The 20,534-nt window shown below is 34.6% G+C and carries 20 protein-coding genes; 4 read left to right on the top strand and 16 right to left on the bottom strand.

The window, feature by feature from the left end:
• Positions 1 to 95: 95 nt before the first annotated feature.
• Positions 96 to 1,400 (bottom strand): UDP-N-acetylmuramate--L-alanine ligase, encoded by a 1,305-nt coding sequence (gene murC, locus B5V89_RS02055; RefSeq protein WP_066226828.1) that lies wholly within the window; start codon positions 1,398 to 1,400, stop codon positions 96 to 98.
• 264 nt (positions 1,401 to 1,664) lie between these two features.
• Positions 1,665 to 4,004 (bottom strand): DNA translocase FtsK, encoded by a 2,340-nt coding sequence (locus B5V89_RS02050; protein ID WP_181294592.1) that lies wholly within the window; start codon positions 4,002 to 4,004, stop codon positions 1,665 to 1,667.
• 229 nt (positions 4,005 to 4,233) lie between these two features.
• On the opposite strand from B5V89_RS02050, the gene B5V89_RS02045 reads away from it, so the two are divergent.
• Entirely contained in the window at positions 4,234 to 4,791 is a 558-nt protein-coding gene (locus B5V89_RS02045) for a YhcN/YlaJ family sporulation lipoprotein (protein WP_108070280.1), read from the top strand.
• 39 nt (positions 4,792 to 4,830) lie between these two features.
• Here the strand turns inward: B5V89_RS02045 and B5V89_RS02040 are convergent, their stop codons facing one another.
• The 5 genes from B5V89_RS02040 to B5V89_RS02020 form a co-directional block, all read right to left on the bottom strand.
• The gene (locus B5V89_RS02040) at positions 4,831 to 5,625 is read right to left on the bottom strand and encodes a DUF1444 domain-containing protein (RefSeq protein WP_066227459.1); all 795 of its coding nucleotides are present in this window, start codon (positions 5,623 to 5,625) and stop codon (positions 4,831 to 4,833) included.
• Between the two features lie 80 nt (positions 5,626 to 5,705).
• On the bottom strand, positions 5,706 to 6,017 hold the full coding sequence (locus tag B5V89_RS02035) for a thioredoxin family protein (protein WP_066226824.1): 312 nt from the start codon (positions 6,015 to 6,017) through the stop codon (positions 5,706 to 5,708).
• A 33-nt stretch (positions 6,018 to 6,050) separates the two neighbouring features.
• Entirely contained in the window at positions 6,051 to 6,566 is a 516-nt protein-coding gene (locus B5V89_RS02030) for a DUF84 family protein (RefSeq protein WP_066226821.1), read from the bottom strand.
• A 41-nt stretch (positions 6,567 to 6,607) separates the two neighbouring features.
• Positions 6,608 to 7,678: a M42 family metallopeptidase gene (locus tag B5V89_RS02025; RefSeq protein WP_066226818.1), complete on the bottom strand. Its 1,071-nt coding sequence runs from the start codon at positions 7,676 to 7,678 to the stop codon at positions 6,608 to 6,610.
• Positions 7,679 to 7,741: 63 nt separating this feature from the next.
• On the bottom strand, positions 7,742 to 9,625 hold the full coding sequence (locus tag B5V89_RS02020) for an LTA synthase family protein (protein WP_108070278.1): 1,884 nt from the start codon (positions 9,623 to 9,625) through the stop codon (positions 7,742 to 7,744).
• 116 nt (positions 9,626 to 9,741) lie between these two features.
• Here B5V89_RS02020 and B5V89_RS02015 point away from each other — a divergent pair, with 116 nt between their 5' ends.
• Entirely contained in the window at positions 9,742 to 10,056 is a 315-nt protein-coding gene (locus B5V89_RS02015) for a PepSY domain-containing protein (protein ID WP_066226809.1), read from the top strand.
• Positions 10,057 to 10,101: 45 nt separating this feature from the next.
• Here the strand turns inward: B5V89_RS02015 and B5V89_RS02010 are convergent, their stop codons facing one another.
• Entirely contained in the window at positions 10,102 to 10,941 is an 840-nt protein-coding gene (locus B5V89_RS02010) for a YtnP family quorum-quenching lactonase (protein ID WP_107920611.1), read from the bottom strand.
• A gap of 258 nt (positions 10,942 to 11,199) precedes the next feature.
• A complete protein-coding gene (gene trmB / locus B5V89_RS02005) occupies positions 11,200 to 11,859 on the bottom strand; it encodes a tRNA (guanosine(46)-N7)-methyltransferase TrmB (protein WP_066226803.1) in 660 nt (219 codons plus the stop codon).
• A gap of 103 nt (positions 11,860 to 11,962) precedes the next feature.
• Here trmB and B5V89_RS02000 point away from each other — a divergent pair, with 103 nt between their 5' ends.
• Positions 11,963 to 12,241 (top strand): YtzH-like family protein, encoded by a 279-nt coding sequence (locus B5V89_RS02000; protein WP_066226801.1) that lies wholly within the window; start codon positions 11,963 to 11,965, stop codon positions 12,239 to 12,241.
• Here the strand turns inward: B5V89_RS02000 and B5V89_RS01995 are convergent.
• From B5V89_RS01995 to pepV, 5 genes are all read right to left on the bottom strand, one after another.
• Positions 12,238 to 13,011 carry a phosphotransferase family protein gene (locus tag B5V89_RS01995; protein WP_066227456.1) on the bottom strand — a complete coding sequence of 258 codons (774 nt, stop codon included), beginning with the start codon at positions 13,009 to 13,011 and terminating at the stop codon, positions 12,238 to 12,240. The genes B5V89_RS02000 and B5V89_RS01995 overlap by 4 nt on opposite strands.
• A 295-nt stretch (positions 13,012 to 13,306) precedes the next feature.
• Entirely contained in the window at positions 13,307 to 14,281 is a 975-nt protein-coding gene (locus tag B5V89_RS01990) for an NERD domain-containing protein (RefSeq protein ID WP_108070276.1), read from the bottom strand.
• Between the two features lie 18 nt (positions 14,282 to 14,299).
• Positions 14,300 to 14,863, bottom strand: a complete 564-nt coding sequence (thpR, locus tag B5V89_RS01985) for an RNA 2',3'-cyclic phosphodiesterase (protein ID WP_244913433.1) — start codon at positions 14,861 to 14,863, stop codon at positions 14,300 to 14,302.
• A 132-nt stretch (positions 14,864 to 14,995) separates the two neighbouring features.
• Positions 14,996 to 15,835 carry a D-amino-acid transaminase gene (gene dat / locus B5V89_RS01980; protein ID WP_108070272.1) on the bottom strand — a complete coding sequence of 280 codons (840 nt, stop codon included), beginning with the start codon at positions 15,833 to 15,835 and terminating at the stop codon, positions 14,996 to 14,998.
• Between the two features lie 27 nt (positions 15,836 to 15,862).
• Entirely contained in the window at positions 15,863 to 17,275 is a 1,413-nt protein-coding gene (pepV, locus tag B5V89_RS01975) for a dipeptidase PepV (protein WP_108070270.1), read from the bottom strand.
• A gap of 531 nt (positions 17,276 to 17,806) precedes the next feature.
• Between pepV and B5V89_RS01970 the strand changes: the two genes are divergently transcribed.
• The gene (locus B5V89_RS01970; RefSeq protein WP_108070268.1) at positions 17,807 to 18,028 is read left to right on the top strand and encodes a DeoR family transcriptional regulator; all 222 of its coding nucleotides are present in this window, start codon (positions 17,807 to 17,809) and stop codon (positions 18,026 to 18,028) included.
• A 57-nt stretch (positions 18,029 to 18,085) separates the two neighbouring features.
• On the opposite strand, the gene B5V89_RS01965 is transcribed toward B5V89_RS01970, so the two are convergent.
• Together B5V89_RS01965 and B5V89_RS01960 are read right to left on the bottom strand one after the other, a co-directional pair.
• Positions 18,086 to 18,808: a pseudouridine synthase gene (locus tag B5V89_RS01965; RefSeq protein WP_108070266.1), complete on the bottom strand. Its 723-nt coding sequence runs from the start codon at positions 18,806 to 18,808 to the stop codon at positions 18,086 to 18,088.
• Between the two features lie 54 nt (positions 18,809 to 18,862).
• On the bottom strand, positions 18,863 to 20,482 hold the full coding sequence (locus tag B5V89_RS01960; protein ID WP_066235893.1) for a putative polysaccharide biosynthesis protein: 1,620 nt from the start codon (positions 20,480 to 20,482) through the stop codon (positions 18,863 to 18,865).
• Positions 20,483 to 20,534 lie beyond the last annotated feature (52 nt).

The raw sequence follows: 20,534 nt of genomic DNA, 5'->3' as shown, positions 1-20,534 counted from the left end.
TTAAACTATAGCCCGTTCCTTTCCGCTGCAGGAGCTTGCTTTCCGCAGGGAGGAGCCTAATAAAAAAAACAGGCTCCGTTACGAAGCCTGTTTTTTTAGTTGGTTTCTAGAAGTACTTCATATGCCCGTTGATATTTTTGGATATCGCCGGCACCCATAAAGATAATAACACTATCTTTAAGTTGAAGAAGTGGTGACATATCTTCCTCTTGAAGAATTTGTGCTCCGCTAATTTTGTCTTTTAAATCATTGACTGTCAACTGTCCATGGATTTCTCTAGCTGAACCAAATATTTCACATAGAAAAACACGATCAGCTTCACTAAGACTTTGAGCAAATTCCATTAAAAATGTCTGTGTTCTTGTAAATGTATGCGGCTGGAACACAGCAATGATTTCTTTATCCGGATACTTTTGTCTTGCAGAATCAATCGTCGCTTTAATTTCAGTTGGATGATGTGCGTAATCATCAATTATAATTTGCGACCCCACTTGTTTTTCAGTAAATCTACGTTTTACACCTTGGAATGTTTTTAAGTATTCTTTCGTTGTTTCAGTATTAATTTCTTCATAATGACATAGTGCAATTACGGATAATGCATTTAACACATTATGGTTTCCAAAGGTTGGTATTTCAAAACTTGCATAGAAATTATTACGGACAAAAACATCAAATTTCGTACCGAATGTCGTCTTTTCGATATTTGTTGCTTGAAAGTCATTTTCCTCTTGGAACCCGTAGAAAAGTACTGGTACTTTTGCTTGAATCTTTTGTAGTTGCTCATCATCCCCATATGCAAAAATGCCTTTTTTTACATGCATGGCCATCTCTTGAAAAGCAGAAAAGACATCATCAATATTTGCAAAATAGTCCGGATGATCAAAATCAATATTTGTCATTATCGCATAGTCAGGATAGTACGATAAAAAGTGGCGCCTGTACTCACATGCTTCGAAGACAAAATATTGTGCGTCCTTTTCACCATGTCCTGTACCGTCCCCGATTAAATACGATGTCGGTTTAGATCCTGAAATTACATGGGAAAGCAACCCAGTAGTAGATGTTTTTCCATGGGCACCTGCAATAGCAATACTTGTGAACTTTTGCATAAATTCCCCTAAAAATTTATGGTATCTAATGACTGGAATTCCCATTTTCATTGCTTCATCAATTTCTTCATGAGTATCACTAAAGGCATTTCCTGCAATAACAGTTAGTCCCTGATTAATGTTTTCACGGCTAAACGGCAATATTTTAATTCCCGATTCTTCCAAACCTTTTTGAGTAAAAAAATACTTTTCAACGTCTGATCCTTGCACTTCATAACCCATATCGTGTAGTATTTGCGCCAATGCACTCATACCGGATCCTTTAATACCTACGAAATGGTACACATTCATAATAGAACCTCCAACAATGTCTATATGTAAAAACAGTATATGATATATGTATATCATTTGCTAAGAAAAACTAAATAGTGTATTCCTAGCCGAAAATAGTTTATGTGAACATTTTTTAAAAATAAATTGTTCATATTCCAATATTATATCACTTTTTATATTTCATGCCTATGATATGTATAACATCTTTATTACAGTATCACTTTTTCATAAAAGATAAAATAAATCTAAAAAGCAGAGCAATAGCTCCGCCCTTTAAAACTGTTAATAACTAGAAGGTGCTTCATGTAGCGCTTCTAAGTCTGTTCTAGAAATTAAGACATCCCTCGGTTTGCTTCCTTTCGCTTCTGAAATAATCCCTTGTTGTTCCATCATTTCAATTAATCGAGCCGCTCGATTATATCCGATTCGAAAATTTCTTTGCAGTAATGAAGTGGAAGCACCGCCTTGATCAACGACAAATTCACAAGCTTCGAAAAATATTTCATCTTCCTCATCCTCTATTTGTGCCTTTTTCAGCAATTCTTCTTGTTCAAATAGATAATTCGGTTTTTCCTCTTGTCGTACATGATGAACAACCCGATCGATCTCTTCATCCGACACAAATGTCCCTTGAAGTCTTACTGGTTTTGAAGAACCATTTTCCAAAAACAGCATATCCCCTCTTCCAAGAAGTTTTTCAGCCCCACTAATATCAATAATCGTTCGTGAATCAACTTGTGAAGATACGGAGAAAGCAATTCTCGTTGGCACATTTGCTTTTATCAAGCCGGTTATAACGTCTACAGATGGTCTTTGCGTAGCGATAATTAAATGAATTCCACATGCGCGTGCTTTTTGAGCAATACGGCAAATTGCTTCTTCGACGTCTGCCGGAGACATCATCATTAAATCTGCCAACTCATCAATGACGATAACTATATAAGGAAGTTTATCATTGAATTGTCGATGAGCTTCAGCTAATTCATTAAAGCGTTGAATATCTCTAACCCCTGTATGGGCAAATAACTCATACCGTCGTTCCATTTCCTCAACGGCCCATTTCAATGCTGCTGTTGCCGCTTTAACGTCAGTTATAACAGGACTAACTAAATGAGGAATATGATTATATGGTGCAAGCTCCACCATTTTTGGGTCAATTAGTAATAGTTTTAACTCATTCGGTGTTGCTTTATATAATAAACTAACAAGTATCGAGTTAATGCAAACACTTTTTCCTGAACCTGTAGCCCCGGCAATTAAACCATGCGGCATTTTTCTTAAATCAGTAATGATTGGGTTACCGGAAATATCAAGCCCTAGTGCCGCAGTTAACGGAGATTTACTTTCTTTAAAAACGGAATTTAGAATGATTTCACTAATCATAACAGGTCTGCTATTCATATTAGGAATTTCAATTCCGACCGTATGTTTTCCCGGTATCGGTGCTTCAATCCTTATATCTTTGGCAGCAAGGCTTAGTTTTAGATCATCACTCAAATTCGTTATTTTATTTACTTTAACACCCGGTTCAGGTTGGATCTCAAATCTTGTAACCGAAGGACCTTGACTAACATTTACCACTTTTGCTCTTACATTAAAATTTAATAATGTTTCATTTAAAATATCGCTCTGTTTGTTAACCCACTCACCATCTATATCGGATTTTACAGGCGGCAGTAATAATTGATAGGAAGGAAAAACAAATGATTCGTTTATTTCATGATTATCGATTGTTTCCTGTTTTATTTCCTTTTTCGAATCAACCTCTTTTCGATTTTTTTCCTCCCATTTTTGTCGGTCCTGTTTTAACATTAAGACGTTGAAAGGAATATGTGATCTAGAAGTTGTTTCCGTTTCTTCATTTATTTTCGTCTCCGGTTGTTCATCTTCTTCATCAACCGCGCTTTCATCCTCTATTTCGAGTTTTTCTTGATCTTCTATTTCAATTGTTTCTTCTTCATTTAAAAATTCGTTATCGTCATCTTGAACAAGCTCATTTTGACACTCTTCAATTATGAAGTTATTATCAAAAACTTCCTCTTTGATTTCTTGGTTTACAACTTCTTCTTTCTCTTTTGGAATTAATGGTTCTGATCTTTTTTCCTGGATGATTACCGTATTTTTTTCGGAAGGAATATTTCCCCCTAAATCACCTTCATTTAAGGAATTGTTACTTGTTAGACTTGTTAATTCAAATTCAAAATCATTCCCTTTCTCTTCTTTTTTAGGCGGTCGTTTAAATCCATATACAGGAGAAGGGATTTCTGTCGGTTTAAATGGCCGTTTATTGGTTGGTTCTATTTTCTTTGTAATAACTGGTTTAACCGGTTGAACTGGTTTTTCAATCACTGTTTTTTTCAATGGTCGTTCTGTGTTTTTAGGCTGAATGATCGAATGTTGCTTTTGGGAACGCTCCTGGACCTTCTTTGAATTAACCCGTACCTCATCAGGAATAGCCGGAAAACGAAATTTTCCTTTTGGATATTCATATTTCATCCGCGTTTCAATATTTCTATATGTATCATTTCGATTAGAATTTACTTTTTTTTGAACGATATTCACGTCTTCATCATCTTCTACTTCTACAGTAAAAAGATTTACTAATTTTTTTATCCAGCTCACTATTAAATCACTCTTTCATTAATAAAAAATAAATTAGGGTGCAATTCTCTAATTACAAAGCGTATTTAAAAGAACTGCTTCTTTCATTATACAAGTAAAATATTTTTTTTCGAGGATTTTTAGATGATATTTACATTACGAATTGGACAAATATCCTTAATTTAGTCAGCATAAAATTTCTCGCGCATGGAAAATTAGTAATGACTTTAAAAAAAAGGAGGAGTCAAACTTGAAAATAGCAAAAACGATAATTTGTGTAGGTGTTGTTTCAGGGTTATTAATGGGATGTGGTACAAATAATGATAACAATGGAACGAAACGAAACAATGTGAGCCCTGTCCGCTATAACAATGACGATCGTAACGTTAACCCTCGTAATGTTAACTATAACAATGATTTAACTGATAATAACAATACGAATGATATCGTAAACGACAACGATAATGTCAACAATAAAATGAGAGTTGCCGATGAAGCTGCTGACAGGGTTGCAAAATTAAAAGAAGTGGATCGTGCAAATGTTATCGTAACTGATAATAATGCATATGTAGCAGTTATGTTAACCGATCGCTCACGTAATGAATTATCAAAAACAGTCGAAAATAAAATTGCTAAAGAAGTTCGAAAAGCCGACAAAGATATCGATAATGTCTATGTTTCGGTTAACCCGGATTTCTACGATAGAATGACTGACTACGGAAATGAACTCCGTAATGGCCATCCTATTAGTGGACTGTTCGATCAATTCAACCAAACAGTTCAAAGAATATTCCCTAATGCTAGATAAATAATTATTAAAAGGTCAGCTTTCATGGAAGCTGACCTTTTATTGTTTTCTATTTTTCCCCATAATAAAAATCGGTTCAAATTGACCATCCTCATAGATGAATGAAAGGGCTGTTATCGGAACATGACCATTAGTAAAAAAGCTCATTGTCATTTGTGCCAGGACATCGTAGCCTGTTTCATTTTGAATATCTCCGATGATAAGTACATCTTGATGTGGAACAGAGACTGTCATATCGCCCGTTATTCTTAGAGACATCTCCTTTAAAAATTTATCATTTAATATTCTACTTGCATCATATCCATCATTCGTATTTAAAAAATAAAATTTATTTCCCGCAACAGTATCTTCTTTTGTTTCCGTTGAAAGAGAGCGAAGATTGAATCGAGCCATTTGCTTAATTTCTTCTTTATCCCATTGTTCCTTTTCCAGCATCACTTCATCAATTAAACGATATGTACTCCCTAAATCGAGTGCATAGAAAATGCGTGTTTCCGCCGTATGATTCTCTGTAAAAAATGGAATTCCATCTGAAGATTCGATTGGAAAAGAAGTGGATCGGATCACTGGGAATATTAGATTTTCCTTGCCACTCATTGATTGTTGTACACCCATAACATCCAGTGCTTCTTCAACATAATAAACTACCTCATCGATTGCTGATTCTTTCTTTTCGTGCCATTTAGAGACGATATTAGGTAATGAGACATTTATTCCCTTACCTGTTTCCACATTTTCTATTCTAAGTGTTTCTTTATCACGATCATATTTCAAGCTTCTTTTTTCGGATCGGAGTCTATTTTCCAGTTCCCGTTTCATTTTCATTGTATCCATTTTCATTTGGTTCCCCGCCTTTTGTTGGATTGCCTGTAACTATATTACATGAAAAAAACCTCCATCACAAAGATGAAGGATTATAGCCCTTTTATAAAGTTTTCAATTTCTTCTTTTGTTTTTCGATCCTTACTTACAAACCTCCCAAGTTCCTTCCCATCTGCGAAGGCAACAAAGCTTGGTATGCCAAAAATCCCAAGATCGGCACATAAATCAATAAATTGGTCTCGGTCAACATAAATAAAGGTAAATTCCTTAAACTTATCCTCTATTTCCGGTAAAACTGGTTCAATCACACGACAATCAGGACACCAATCTGCCGAAAACATAAAAATATGTTTCCCATTGCTTTTTAATTGTTGAAATTCTTCAATCGAGGTTAATTTATTCACATGTATCATCCTTTCCACTGACAATAACTTAACTTAAATCTTTCCGTATTCATATTGACCAATTAATATTTTCATAACGTGCAAAAACATTTCATCTCTTGTAACATTTCCGTTTGTAAAAATGCCAATAGCTCCTTCTTTTTTTCGAACATTTTTCTTTTGTGAAAAGTCATCCATGACCGGCCCTAACTCTTCTCCGTTTCGCAGCCTTACCGCAATCTCTTCAGGCAATAGAAACCGTGCACCTCCACCAATAATCGGTGGCTGGCCTTTTTCTATAAGAGCTCCCCAATTACAAACACATAAGCCAAATGGAGTTTCAGTCACTCCACCCTCAAGTCCAATGCCAATTTGTACATCTAATCCTTTTAAACAATTCTCCGCTCTGTTTATAGCACCTTTAATTGTTTCTTCATCTGAGAAAGGCTGTTCACTAACATCTGATGGTACTTTAAGTGGGATAACTGATACGTTTATTTCTCTTAGCTTAAATCCTGTTTCTACTGCTTTTATCTTCGCAGGGTTAGTAGATCCTACTGCAATTTTCATGTTTCAATCCCCTTTTTAACGAAAGGGAGGCCATCGCCCCCCTATTTTGCAAGAATAGTATTAACTGTCGATTGGTCACATGTTTTAATTAATTTTACTAATAATGCCTTCGCTGCTGCATAATCATCAACATGAATGATTGAAGCATGGGTATGAATGTATCTCGAACAAATACCAACTACTGCACTAGGGATGCCTTCATTGGATGTATGTACTCGTCCTGCATCCGTTCCGCCTTGGGAAACGAAATATTGATAAGGGATATTATTGCTTTCTGCTGTATCTAAAATCAATTCACGCATTCCTTTATGTGTGATCATTGATTTATCCATAATGCGCAGCAATGCCCCTTTTCCTAGTTGGCCAAACTCATTTTTGTCCCCTGACATGTCATTTGCCGGGCTTGCATCTAAAGCAAAGAATAAATCAGGTTTAATCATATTCGCAGATGCTTGTGCACCGCGCAAACCAACTTCTTCTTGTACATTGGCGCCTGAATAGAGGATGCTTGGAATATCTTCACCCTGCAGTTCTTTTAACAACTCGATTGAAAGTCCGCAGCCATAACGATTGTCCCACGCTTTAGCCAATATTTTCTTGTCATTAGCCATCGGTGTAAATGGGCAAATTGGAACAATTTGCTGGCCTGGTTTAACACCAATACGCTTTACATCTTCACGATTATCAGCACCAATATCAATTAACATATTTTTTATATCCATTGGTTTATTACGTTGATTATCACTTAATAAATGAGGTGGAACGGATCCAATTACACCAATAACAGGTCCATTATCTGTGATGATTTCAACTCTTTGTGCCAATAGAACTTGACTCCACCATCCACCTAATGTTTGAAAGCGAATCATCCCGTTTTCTGTTACCGATGTTACCATGAATCCTACTTCATCCATATGTCCAGCTACCATAATAGTCGGACCATCCGTTTTTCCGCGTTTAACACCAAAGATGCCTCCAAGACGATCTTGGACTACTTCATCAGCATATTTTTCTAATTCAGATCTCATAAAGTTTCTGACTGCATGCTCGTTTCCCGACGCTCCGGGTAATTCAGTTAAGGTTTTAAATAATTCTAGTGTTTCGCGTTCCATCTGCATTCCCCTTAAAAATTATTTTTTTCACGCTTTTATTTTACAGAACTTTCATACGCCTTTCTAGTTTTCTGATTGTTCGTCTTTTTTATTATACTTTCTATCTTCATCTTTAAAACGCAATAAGTCTCCGAAGATGACATTGTCCGATAGGTTTAGTTCATTTTGAACACGGTCAAAATAAGGTGTGCATTTGTTCATTTTTACTTTTTTGCCTGATCTTTTGTTAAAGCATGTATTTTCAGTATATGTGTATTTATTCGTTACAAACGTTCCATCACGAAAGATTACAAAATCCTTTTCCTTGTTAGAAATTAAGCTTTGACCGAAATCAATGACATTTTTCTGCGGCCTGACACCTAATATATCTAAAATCGTTTGTCTAATATCTGTTTGACCGCCAATCGACTTAATTTCTTGCGCCTTTTGTCCTGGGATATGAATAATCAATGGAACTTTTTGAAGTTCTACTTGCTCATTGGGTGTAATTTCTTTTCCAAGAACAGGTTCTAATTGTTTGTGATAACTCTTCGAAATCCCGTAGTGATCTCCGTATAAGACAATAACCGACTGATCATAAAGACCACTTTTTTTAAGCCCATTTATAAAAGTTTTGATCGCTTCATCTTCATACCTAACTGTCCGAAAATAGCGATGAACTAAATCAGGGTTTTCTTCCTCGTCATTCAAATATTGATCTTCTTCGTTTAACAAAAATGGAAAATGATTTGTTAACGTCAAAAACTTTGCATAAAAAGGCTGAGGCAACTTTTCTAATAATGGAATGGACTGTTTAAAAAATGGGATATCTTTTAGACCATAGTTAACACTGTTCTCCTCATTTACATGGTATGAAGTTTTAGAAAAGAACTTATTATATCCAAGTGAGTGATACATATTTTCACGATTCCAAAATGTTTCATCATTACTATGAAAAACGGCACTATAATAGCCCTTCTCTTGCAAAATCTGTGGTAATGAATAAAACTCATTTCGCGGTCGTCTTACAAACACAGATCCCCCCGATAAAGGATATAAACCGTTATCAATCATAAACTCAGCATCAGACGTTTTTCCTTGCGCAGTTTGATGATATACATTTGGAAAATATAAGCTATCTTTAATTAATGAATTTAAAAATGGTGTAATTTCCTCCCCATTTATTTTCCGATTAATTACTAATTGCTGAGTAGATTCCAATGAAATGACAATAATATTTTTCCCTTTACCACTGCCGCTTAATGGAGAGTGACTATTTTCATGATTATTCCGACTCTTTAAATAGTTCTTTACTTCTTTTATATCAGCACTATCTGCAAGCGCTCGCTGAACAAACATTTTTGAATTAAAGATGATATCATATATATGGTAATTATAGCTTCCAAGCGTTTTTACTAATGCTTCTCGATCATATGACTTTTTCAAAATACGGGGGTTTTCAATAATCCCGCTAACAATGACTACAGTTATTAAAACGAAGCTTGTACCGACAATTTGTAGTTTTCTTCTTTTTAATAAAGGTAAACCGATATCCGTTCTTTTCACTAATAACCAAATTAATATGACAACATCTACAAAAAGAAGGGGATCTGTCCAATTGATTAGTTCTAATGTACTTTGGCTCAAACCTCCTACATTTTGAAATTGGAATAATACAGGAACAGTGATAAAATCTATGTAAAAACGATAATACAAAATATTTCCATATAAAACACCGGTTAAGAGTATATATATTACAAAAATTGCTGTTTTCCTCATTTTCTTTGCAAAAAACAGACCGATACTAAGAAATAGCGCAATTGAACCGATAGGATTTATCAATAATATCAATGTATCTAAAACTGTGCCCGTTCTTAAATCAAATTCAAAAAAGTAAATAATGAGGGTTTTAATCCATAATAATAGTACAGCTAATATGTATAAGGAAAAACCATTTAATTTTTTCATTCAATCCATCCTTTCCTTTCTCCATTGTAAGAAAAAAAGGTAGCTTTTTACAAGATAAATAAATTTTTTTCACTAATGAATATGGTAAACTAAATAAAAATGGGAGGGTATTGCTTATGAAGTGGAAATCATTTGTTACGGGAATTGCTGTTGGTGCAGTAAGTGGATATTTAGTTAATGAGGCAGTAAAGAGTAAAACCTATATTTCAAGTGATGCGGTTTTATCGAAAGTGAAAAAGGCTTTTAAAGAAGAGACGACCGTTGAAGGATCTTGGATTCAAATTATGAAGGAAGATTATGAGAAATTTCCTATTAAAACGAAAATTTATCGTGGCGGCATTACTTGCCGGATTGGGAACGAAAGAAAGCAATACGAATTCATTGCTGATGCTTATACCGGGTCGATTTTAGATGTTTATCCATTAAAATAAAGTTGTATGGAAAAAGGCTCCTTCGAAAGGAACCTTTTTCTTGGATTATTGCTTTTTTACTTCTGCAATTATATTTCCTTCTTTATCCCATTTTAATGCACGGTAAAACGCATCATGGTAAAAAGTAAACCATGAGTTTTCATTTATTGCTTCAGAAATGAATTTTTCCTTTGCAAAAATAGATGTCATTGGATAATCATCATATGCTAAAACCCACAATGGATTTTTATGTGCATGGGTTGGCATTAAATCCGCCATATGAATCAGTTTTTCCCCATTACTTTCGATTTGAATGATCGAATGTCCATCACTATGACCACCTGTATGAATCATTTTTATACGATCTTCAATCATTATCATGTTTTCAAATGTTTTGACCTGATGCTGAATAGGCTCCCAGTTTTCCGGCCAATATGTATTTCGTGATCGAATATTCGGATTTCTCATTTCATCCCATTCCACTTGCGAAGTATAGATCGTTGCATTCGGAAACACCGGAATTAATTGATCATTTTCCCATATAGTTAATCCACACGCATGATCAAAATGTAAATGTGTCATACAAATAATATCGATATCGGCAGTTGTTAAACCAAGTTCCCGTAATGATTCCTCAATAGCTGTTTCCTCAACAACGCCATAATTTCTTTTTTGTTTTTCCGTAAGCTTTCCTTTTCCAATGCCGGCTTCGATTAATATATTTTTTCCATTCAATTGAAGAAACATTGGATCTGTCCGTAATTCAATTTGGTTTTTGTCATTGACCGGATATTTTTTTGACCACAATGGTTTTGGTACGACGCCAAACATAGCCCCGCCATCCATAAACGTTACTCCTCCGTTTAACCACCAAATTGTTAAATCCCCAACCGTTAATTTCTCCATGCTTATCCCTCCTCGTTTTAATTGTAACATTTTGAATAATTCGTTAGAAGTAAGAAAAGCGGAAGCGCCTCGCTCATCGACGTAAAAACTGGAAGGACTTTGAGTGAGATAAAGGAAACACGATGAGCCTGCAAGGCGAATCGATGTTGACTTATCGTAGGGAAAAGTCCTGAAGTTTTCTAGTCGATAGGCGCTGGAGCTAGACAAAGCAGATACTTTTTCAGGAACATTAATCTCAAAAAGTTTTATATTTCCCTTTTATTCAGCTTCTCGATTATTTGTAGGATATTTTACCTCACAGCGATAAATCCGTTGACCTCTTGCAGAAAATTTCTCTTCATATTCCGTCATAATATTATCCGGATAATCACTATTGTGTAAATCTAAACTTACATATTTAAGTAGTAATCCATATTCTGAAAAGCTTGTTAATGAATATTCAAACAGACCTTGGTTATCTGTTTTAAAATGGATTTCCCCGCCATCCACCAATACATCTTCATATAATTTTAAAAACGTTTTGTACGTTAATCGTCTCTTTTCATGGCGATTCTTTGGCCAAGGATCGGAAAAATTCAAATAAACTCGGCTAACATCCCCTTTTTCAAAAAACTCTCGCAATTTCTCTCCATCTACGTTTAATAACTTTACATTTGGCAATTCTTCTTCAATGATTCGATCTAAAGCAGATACAATTACACTATTTTGCAGTTCAATTCCTATATAATTTATCTCCGGATTTGCCTTTGCCATTCCAACAATAAATTGCCCTTTTCCTGTCCCTACTTCAATGTGAAGTGGATGATCATTTCCAAAAACTTTACTCCATTGACCTTTATGCTGTTCAGGGTTTTGTATCACATATTGCGGGTATTGCATTAATTTATCGGCCGCCCACGGTTTGTGTCTTAAACGCATGTATTTACACCTCAGTTTGATTTTAATGAATAAAGATAAAAGGAATTCACAAAATAACTGTGGATTCCTTTTTTATATTACAAAAATTGAAAGGATGTTTCGTATGCCACTATCCCATCTAGACCAAATTACTTTATTAAAAGATATATTAAACAATCACCAAGTTGATTGCTGTGGTTCTGTTTCAGAATGTGAACAATTGGAACGTCTTGTCAAATCTCTACTGGTGGATCCAAATATAGATGCTTCCGTGAAACCAGTTCTTCAAGAGGTTTACAATTATAGTCAACATGGCCAATATACACAACACTTGAATTCACATATTGAAGCCAATCAAGACAATTTATCCCAGTGGGTAGATCAGATAAATATAAACTTTTAAATAATCGCTTGAAGCCTATTAATCCACTGTTCCATTTCCATTAATCGATCCTTAGTTCTATGCCATTGTACAAACAATAGTGATTGAGCAACAAAGTACCATTTCATTCTTAATAGAAGCTGTTCATCCGCATGTATTCCATATTGTATGAACCATTCATTCCATTTTTTAGAATCGATATATAAATAAAGAAGCATCCCGATATCTAGTGCAGGATCAGCGATCATTTGGCCATCCCAATCAATTAAATACAGCTGGTTGTCATCTGTTAGCAGCCAGTTGTTATGATTTATATCATTATGACAAACAACATAATTATCCGTTTTTATATTTTCGACTTCTTGTTGGATAAAACGTAGAGATGAATCAATAATTGGTAAGTTCAAAAGTTCCTCATCCAATTCCGTTTCAATTTGAGTAAGCATCATCTCTGGTTCAAATGGTGTTTTCCCCAATCTTAAGAGCATAGAAAGTAGAGGGGCTGAATCGTGAATTTTTTTTAAAAGCTTGGCAACACGATCTTGGCTCATTTCATCTGGCTTTAATTCTCTCCCGCTCAGCCATTGTTGTGCTGTTATGACATCACCATTTTCTGTTCGTTTGGTCCAAACAAGCTTCGGGACAATACCCTCTGCCGACAAAACAGCTAAAAAAGGAGATGAGTTTCTTTTTAAAAATAATTTTTGATCTTGATGTTTGGCAAAGAATGCTTCTCCAGTTGCCCCTCCGGCCGGGATCACTTCCCAACCTTGACCAAGTATGTGTTCCAACATCATTCACCTTCAATTAATTCGCCCATCAACTATGGCGCTCAAAATATCATTACATAGTCAAAAAAAAAGATAGCTATTGAAATTTAGCAGACAACAATAGCCAACTTTAATAAACTGATTTCAAAAAAATTGTTGCGATTATGTTAAATTTTCAATGACAAAATTAAGTTTACTATTATTTGAAAAAATATTTCAACAAAAGTATATTATTTTAATAAGTATAGAAAAGTATCTTTAATAAATTTTATTCTTTATGACATTTTTCGTCAAGCTAATTATTAGAAACGATTGTTTAATCCTTTGAAATATCAAAAGGATTTTCTTTTATTCCATCCCTATTATTCCATTCGGGTCTTTTCGCACTTGTCGTTTGGCAATAATCTAAAAGAACTTTTGCCGTTTTTAATTGAATATGTTTTAAAGGAGAAAGATGATTCCTTTGTTGCTTAAACCATTCTGGATACTTTCTCTTTTCCAATAAAGCAACGTCAACAGGTGAATTAGGGTAATCAATATACCCATTGCGACTAATAATAGCCTTTTTCATTGGTATGTCTATTTGATGGTAGTTTAATAGTTGCATAATAATTTTCGCCATCCGATTTAATGAAATCATCGGATTTAAAATTTTGCTTTCATTCCGATTTGCTCTTTTGATCCAAAACCGTTCCTTAGATCCTAAATAAACCGCTTCATTCTCTTCCTCTAGAAAAACGATACACCAAACTTCTGTAGGCGTGATTAAAAGAACCTCCATTTCAACCGGAGCCTTCTTCAATAAAAAGATCGGTTCGTATAAAAATAAAAAAGTATCAGGAAAACGTTGTAATAAATATTTTAGCTTTTCGTTTCTAAAATAGCTTTTATCTATAAAAGACTTTTCAATAATTGTTGAGCTTGCCCATTTCATTTGAAACGAAAATAGCTGATCAAGAAACATTTGCTTTAACTCATCTATCGAATCCGGATAATATGCTAACTTTGGGGCAAATTGAAACATCGGTTCAGTTGGTTGTGGATTCTCTTGAATCCATTCATCTTTTTCACTAGTTGATTTCTGAAATAATCTTTTAATTATGTTTAAAGGCCTTGGATTATTTTCTTCTTCCACTTCATGTATTTCATTTATACTAGTTGATTGATTCTCCCAATCGAGTTTTAATTTTTGCCATTGTTGTTTTTTTAGTCTTACATACTGTGCTGGATACCGAAACGGATCCATCTCATAACGGGATATATAATCCTGAAGTTTTATTAACTGTCCCATATACTTTTTCTTCCTTTACTAGTCGTCACCCAAATGAATGACAGCCTTTTTTTGATACTTTGGAGTTGCTTCAATATTTGTTTCATATAATAGAACCTGATTTACCGAAAAGCTCGGTGCGGTTAAGTTGATCTCTTTAAGTTTCTCTAAAGTAAAATTTTGCTTCGTTTCATCCCATTTTCTCGCTAAAGTGATATGTGGGTTAAAAGGTTTCTTATCTAATTGAAATCCCGCCTTTAAACAACTTTCATAAACCTTTCCTCTAAGCATATTTAACTCAGGAGACTCAAGTAATCCTGCCCAAAAAATCCGCGGAGCCTTTTCTCTTCCAAAAATGCCGAGATGGTTTATTTTTATATTAAACGAAGAAGAACTAGCTAGACTTTCTTTTATTACATGTATTGCTTCCATTAATTGAGTATGATCCGCATCCCCTAAAAAAGCTAATGTAATATGGTAATCTTCTTTGTGTACCCAACGCTTAAATGGATGGTCTATCTTTATATTTTCGCATAGTTGGAAAAGGGATTCCTTAATATCAGGAGGTAATGGAACAGCAAAAAAATAATGTTTATTCGACAATTTCATCACCCTTTTTTTTGATATTCTTAGTTTATCAAAATTCTTCAGTAATACTACAAATTATTAATCTAAATGAAAAAAATAAAATAAACCAGCAATGCTGGTTTATTTTTTCCGAAAACATAACGACAATTACATGCCAATTTTTTGTTGAAACAGTTGTTGAAGTTTTCTTGTTATTTTTCCGGGTTTTCCTGTTGATATCACTTTTTCATTTACTTGAATGATTGGCATAACTTCTGAAGTTGTACTTGAGATAAATACTTCATCTGCTTCTAGTAAATCATCAATTGTAAATATTTCTTCCTTAAAAGAAATACCATTTTCCTGGCATAATTTAATAATCACTTGTCTTGTAATTCCATTTAAGATTAAATTTGAGACTGGTCGTGTAATTAAACAATTATCTTTCACAATAAACACATTTGATGAAGAACCTTCTGTAACTTCTTCTCCTCTGTGTTGAATCGCCTCGAAGCAACCGGACTCCGCAGCTTTTTGTTTAGCTAAAATATTGCCTAATAAGTTTAAACTTTTAATATCGCATCTTAACCAACGAATATCCTCTATTAATAATCCTTTAACCCCTTCATCCATAGAAACTTTCGGAATTGGCATTTCACGTGTATATGCCACATAAACTGGCGGTACGTCTGATTTAGGGAACCCATGTTGTCTTGGAAAACTTCCACGGGTTAGTTGTAAATATATAATTCCAGTGTCGAGCTGATTTACTTGAACTAATTCCTCTAATGTTTGAATGAGTTCCAATTTTTCATAAGGAATTTGAATCGAAATTTTCTCCGCACTTTCATATAAACGATTAATATGCTCTTCCTTTGTAAAAAGCTTTCCACTATACACTCGAATGACTTCATAGACTCCGTCACCAAACTGATATCCACGGTCCTCAATATCAATATTTACCTTTGAACGTTCAATAATTTCCCCATTAAATATAATGTTCTCCATACGAAACTCCCCTTTGAATTCTGATTATTATCTGGCTAATTCATAAATGGCTTGAGCATAAATTGCTGTTGCTTTTAATAAATCATCGACTGGCATGTATTCATCCTTTTGATGCATAACATCCGGTCGTCCGGGGAAAAGTGCACCAAATGCTACACCCGATTTTAACGAACGTGCATAAGTTCCTCCTCCAATAGAGAGAAGTTCAGCTTTCTCTCCTGTTTGCTCTTCATAAACCTTTTGTAGTGTTTTAATTAGCTCGTCATTAGCATCTACATGATGAGGTTTGGAATCTGAAAAGTTTTCAATTAAAAATCCGTGTTCTGATGCTTTTGCAGTAATTGTTTCTTTTCCTTTATCCATGTTAAACGTTACTGGATAGCGCATATTAATCCCAAAACTTCCGCCATTTTCATGGTCATAATTCATTTTTCCTACATTAATTGTCAAATCACCTGTAATATCATCATTATATTGAACCCCTAGGCCTTCCCCACGTGATTGATCAAGTAATACGTTTACAGCAAAATCTACAAATTTCTTAGCATGTTGATTTAGCTCTAATGTAGATAAAAACTTTGTTAAAAACAATCCGGCATTTTTTCCGTTTCTCGGTTCCATTCCATGAGCAGATACACCTTCCAATTCGAAATGCAGCTCCCCATTTTCCACAAAATACTTCCCTTTTAGTTCATTTTCCTCTAAAAAGCTTGTGAACTGCTGAAATAAATCAGTTTGTTCTCCTTCAAATGTGATGACTGCTTCTGCAAAATCGGGAACCATATTATATCTTCGCCCAGATTGAAATGATAAAAGAGTATTTTTCGCTTGCTGATCATCCATTTTTGCCGGCAAAACGATATCGTAATCAGCGATTCCTTTTTCGGCATTAATGATAGGAAAATCTGCATCTGGCGCAAAACCCATTGTCGGCATTTCTTCATGTTGGAAATAATGTTCCACACAACGCCAATTGCTTTCTTCATCTGTTCCAATGATCATTCGTACACGTTTTTCTATAGGAAGTCCCAAGTCTTTAACAATTTTCATTGCATAATAGGCAGCCATTGTTGGGCCTTTATCATCACTTGCACCTCTAGCATATATTTTGCCATCTATGACCTCACCGCCATATGGATCAACACTCCAGCCATCTCCTTCGGGAACTACATCGACATGACATAGGATACCGACTAATTCATTTCCTTTTCCCATTTCTAAATGGCCTGCCAAATTACCGACATTTTTAGCAGTGAAGCCATCTTTTTCTCCTAAATCTAATAAATATTGTAATGCCTCTTTAACCCCTTTACCTAGCGGTTCATCTTCGGTCGCATTTTCTTCATCTAAAACACTTCTTATTTTTAACAACTGTTGTAAATCGTCAATTAAATGATCTTTTCTTTTTAGAACTTCCTCTGTCCAATTTATATTTTCCATTGTTGTCACTCCTTAAAAGGAATTTATGTATTCTGAAATATACCTTAGTTTATATTACTCCTTTTCCAACATTAAATAAAGGTAGTTTTTGTAAAGCTTGTTGTTTTGGAAATAAACAATAAACCGTTCCTTTCCGCTCCAATCCACTCTGCGCGTTTAATATTGTTAAAAGCAACAATATTTCCAACAGCAGTTATCTGAAGATTATAATATTTCAACAACTCTTTCATATATATTATTAAAGGGAATGAAACAAATTTTTGAATCCTATCCCTAGATAAATTAAAAAGGAAGGTGTACAATGTAATTGTCTGACATCTTAGATGATAAAAATCAATAAGGCTTTTTTCGAAATGAAATCAGCCTTCAGAAAAAAGGAGCTGTCTGTCCGGATAATATTACATCTTTTCTAGCGATATTGGAGTTTTCATTATCACTATTTGTATGTATCATACAAGTATTGTGGCCAATATCCAACTAAATAAGCCGTCCGTAACTTGGTCTTTGGAATAAAGATGAGGGAGTGGTTTTTTGAAACCTTCAACAAATCGCATGCTAACCCGAATTAAATCTATCTACATGTTTATTAAGGAAAATGGGACTGTTACGACACAGGACCTTGTAGAAGAGTTCGGCATCACACCTCGCACCATTCAAAGAGATTTGAATGTGTTAGCATACAATGACTTAATCATAAGCCCACACCGTGGGAAATGGACAACAACAGAAAAGAGAGTTAAGATGTCTTCATAAGCAAAAAATTAAATAAAATATACAAGAAAGGAGCTGCATTCAGTTGTCAGCTCCTTTCTATGCTTTTGGTTCGTATTCCTTTAATAATAAAACTTCCTCTTCAGTAAGCTCACGATACTCACCTAACTCAAGTGTTTCATCTAAAGCTAATGGTCCCATCGAAATTCTTTTTAAATAGATGACCTTTTTTCCAACTGCTTCAAACATCCGCTTCACTTGATGAAATTTACCTTCCATAATTGTTAATTCAATATCAGAATGGATCCCGGATTTTAAAATAACTAGTTCTCCAGGTTTCGTATGGTAGCCATCATCCAGTATTACGCCTTTACGAAACGCAGAAATATCTCGATCAGTTACTTCACCTTTAATTACTGCAAAATAGGTTTTTGGTACATGTTTCTTTGGTGAAAGCAGCTGATGTGAAAGCTGTCCATCATTCGTTAGCAATAATAGTCCTTCCGTATCTTTATCTAAGCGTCCGACTGGAAAAGGATTTAATATCGTATCATTCACTTCTAAAAGGTCGATAACTGTTTCATCATGTTTATCCTCTGTTGCTGAAATTACACCAGCAGGTTTATTCATCATTAAGTAAATGTATTCCTTATAGTCGACTTTCTCTCCTCTAACGGTCACCTCGTCTTGCTGAGGATCAATATGGGCTTTACTATCCTTTACAATTACACCATTTACTTTAACGATGTTTTTCTTTAAAATCTGTTTCACTTCTTTTCTACTACCTAATCCCGCATTTGCTAGAAATTTATCCATTCTCATTTTAACACCTCTTTATCCCTATTTTTAAAGGAGGCCACTCATGACCTCCTTTTTCTATCCTATATGCAATCTTGATTTAATCCTACTGATCCTAGAACCAAATAATTTTTCAGCTAATTTCGACCTTAATCCTAAATATCCATAAACAATTGCACCAACTGCGCCACAAATAATGGTAATAATTAATGCTTGCAGCTTTGCATCAGGAACTAATACTAGCGTGATAAGTTTATAAACAATAATGACAATTCCAGCCATAATCGCATTCATCAATAAAATTAAAATAGCTCTTCTAAAAATCGTTTTAAATGGATACTGTGCAAACACTTTTATGACGAAAAGATTGATGATTATAGATGCTGAATAACCTAGCACTGTTGCATAAACCGCTCCGTTAGTTTCAAAAAGCTTGATTAATGGAATATTAAAAGTTAATTTAAGCAACAAACCAACTAATAGACTTAATATAGTAAACCTTTGTTCATTAATCCCTTGTAAAATAGCCGCTGTGACAGAATACAAAGCAAATAGAATGGCAACCGGCGCATAATGCCCTAATACGTCTGTACCTAATTTATTTGGTTCATAAAATACAGTAAAAATCGGATGTGCAAGCAACGATAAACCGATTGCTGCAGGAACCGTTAAAAATAACAAAACTTGAAAGGTTTGATCAACTTGACGTACCAATTCAGAACGTCTTCCTTTAGCAAATGATTCAGTAATGAGTGGTACAAGTGTTAAGGAAAATGACGTAGCAAGTGATACCGGGATGATGACAAGTTTATGTGAATCGAAGTTGAGAATTCCAATCGCTTCAAGTGCCTCTTTTCCTTTTCCGATAGCAGCCATTCCTCGATTAAATGTTAATTGATCAATATATTGATAAAGTGAATTCGCAATACCGACAAAAACAAACGGCAGGGCATAGATAAAAATTTCTTTATACATTTCCCTTAAAGAAACATGCATCGTACCTTTATCATAGTTTAATAATTCATCAAAATGAGATTTTCTTTTTCTCCAATACCAAAACAACACGAATAAACTCGCAATGCCTCCAATAAATGCTGCAAATGTTGCAACACTAATAGCAGTAACCATTTTTCCATGGAAAACATGCAAGACAAAAAATGCCCCTAATAATAGAAATACGATTCGAACTAATTGTTCAATAACCTGTGAAACTGCTGATGGGCCCATTGATTGATGACCTTGAAAATATCCCCTTATTAAGCTCATTACAGGAATAATAATTAACGCAAAGCTTACAGCACGGATGACCGTTGTTACATCTTCGATTGAGAATTTTTTTGATTCTACTCCCGTCATGCTAAGCTCAGCGAATGTAGGGGCAAATACATACATTACTAAAAAACTGACAATCCCAGTTATTAGCATTAATAAAATACCTGATTTAAATAATTTTCGTCCTACTGCATACTCCTCTAAAGCATTATATTTAGCGATATATTTTGATACAGCAAGTGGGACACCCGCTGTGGCAATACTGATAAACAACGTATAAGGTACATATCCAAATTGATATAGTGCTTCCGGCTCGGAACCTCCTACAATAGCATGAAATGGAATAACGTAAAACAATCCAATTATCTTTGATATAATCGTTCCTAATGTTAATATAAACGTACCGCGTATTAGTTTTGAAGACATATAATCCCTCAATCAATAAAATTTAATTTACACACTAATATGTAGTTTACCT

This window comes from Heyndrickxia sporothermodurans (genome assembly GCF_003055045.1).
GTDB classification, from domain to species: domain Bacteria; phylum Bacillota; class Bacilli; order Bacillales; family Bacillaceae_C; genus Heyndrickxia; species Heyndrickxia sporothermodurans.
Note: the sequence above shows the minus strand (reverse complement) of the source record. Positions and strands in the feature narration are given on the sequence as shown.

What these genes read in the sequence shown, in the direction of transcription:
- murC (WP_066226828.1), bottom strand. Translation starts at nt 1,400, where the DNA reads ATGAATGTGTACCATTTCGTAGGTATTAAAGGATCCGGTATGAGTGCA.
- B5V89_RS02040 (WP_066227459.1), bottom strand. Translation starts at nt 5,625, where the DNA reads ATGGATACAATGAAAATGAAACGGGAACTGGAAAATAGACTCCGATCC.
- B5V89_RS02030 (WP_066226821.1), bottom strand. Translation starts at nt 6,566, where the DNA reads ATGAAAATTGCAGTAGGATCTACTAACCCTGCGAAGATAAAAGCAGTA.
- B5V89_RS02025 (WP_066226818.1), bottom strand. Translation starts at nt 7,678, where the DNA reads ATGGAACGCGAAACACTAGAATTATTTAAAACCTTAACTGAATTACCC.
- B5V89_RS02020 (WP_108070278.1), bottom strand. Translation starts at nt 9,625, where the DNA reads ATGAAAAAATTAAATGGTTTTTCCTTATACATATTAGCTGTACTATTA.
- B5V89_RS02015 (WP_066226809.1), top strand. Translation starts at nt 9,742, where the DNA reads ATGAAGTGGAAATCATTTGTTACGGGAATTGCTGTTGGTGCAGTAAGT.
- B5V89_RS02010 (WP_107920611.1), bottom strand. Translation starts at nt 10,941, where the DNA reads ATGGAGAAATTAACGGTTGGGGATTTAACAATTTGGTGGTTAAACGGA.
- trmB (WP_066226803.1), bottom strand. Translation starts at nt 11,859, where the DNA reads ATGCGTTTAAGACACAAACCGTGGGCGGCCGATAAATTAATGCAATAC.
- B5V89_RS02000 (WP_066226801.1), top strand. Translation starts at nt 11,963, where the DNA reads ATGCCACTATCCCATCTAGACCAAATTACTTTATTAAAAGATATATTA.
- B5V89_RS01990 (WP_108070276.1), bottom strand. Translation starts at nt 14,281, where the DNA reads ATGGGACAGTTAATAAAACTTCAGGATTATATATCCCGTTATGAGATG.
- dat (WP_108070272.1), bottom strand. Translation starts at nt 15,835, where the DNA reads ATGGAGAACATTATATTTAATGGGGAAATTATTGAACGTTCAAAGGTA.
- pepV (WP_108070270.1), bottom strand. Translation starts at nt 17,275, where the DNA reads ATGGAAAATATAAATTGGACAGAGGAAGTTCTAAAAAGAAAAGATCAT.
- B5V89_RS01965 (WP_108070266.1), bottom strand. Translation starts at nt 18,808, where the DNA reads ATGAGAATGGATAAATTTCTAGCAAATGCGGGATTAGGTAGTAGAAAA.
- B5V89_RS01960 (WP_066235893.1), bottom strand. Translation starts at nt 20,482, where the DNA reads ATGTCTTCAAAACTAATACGCGGTACGTTTATATTAACATTAGGAACG.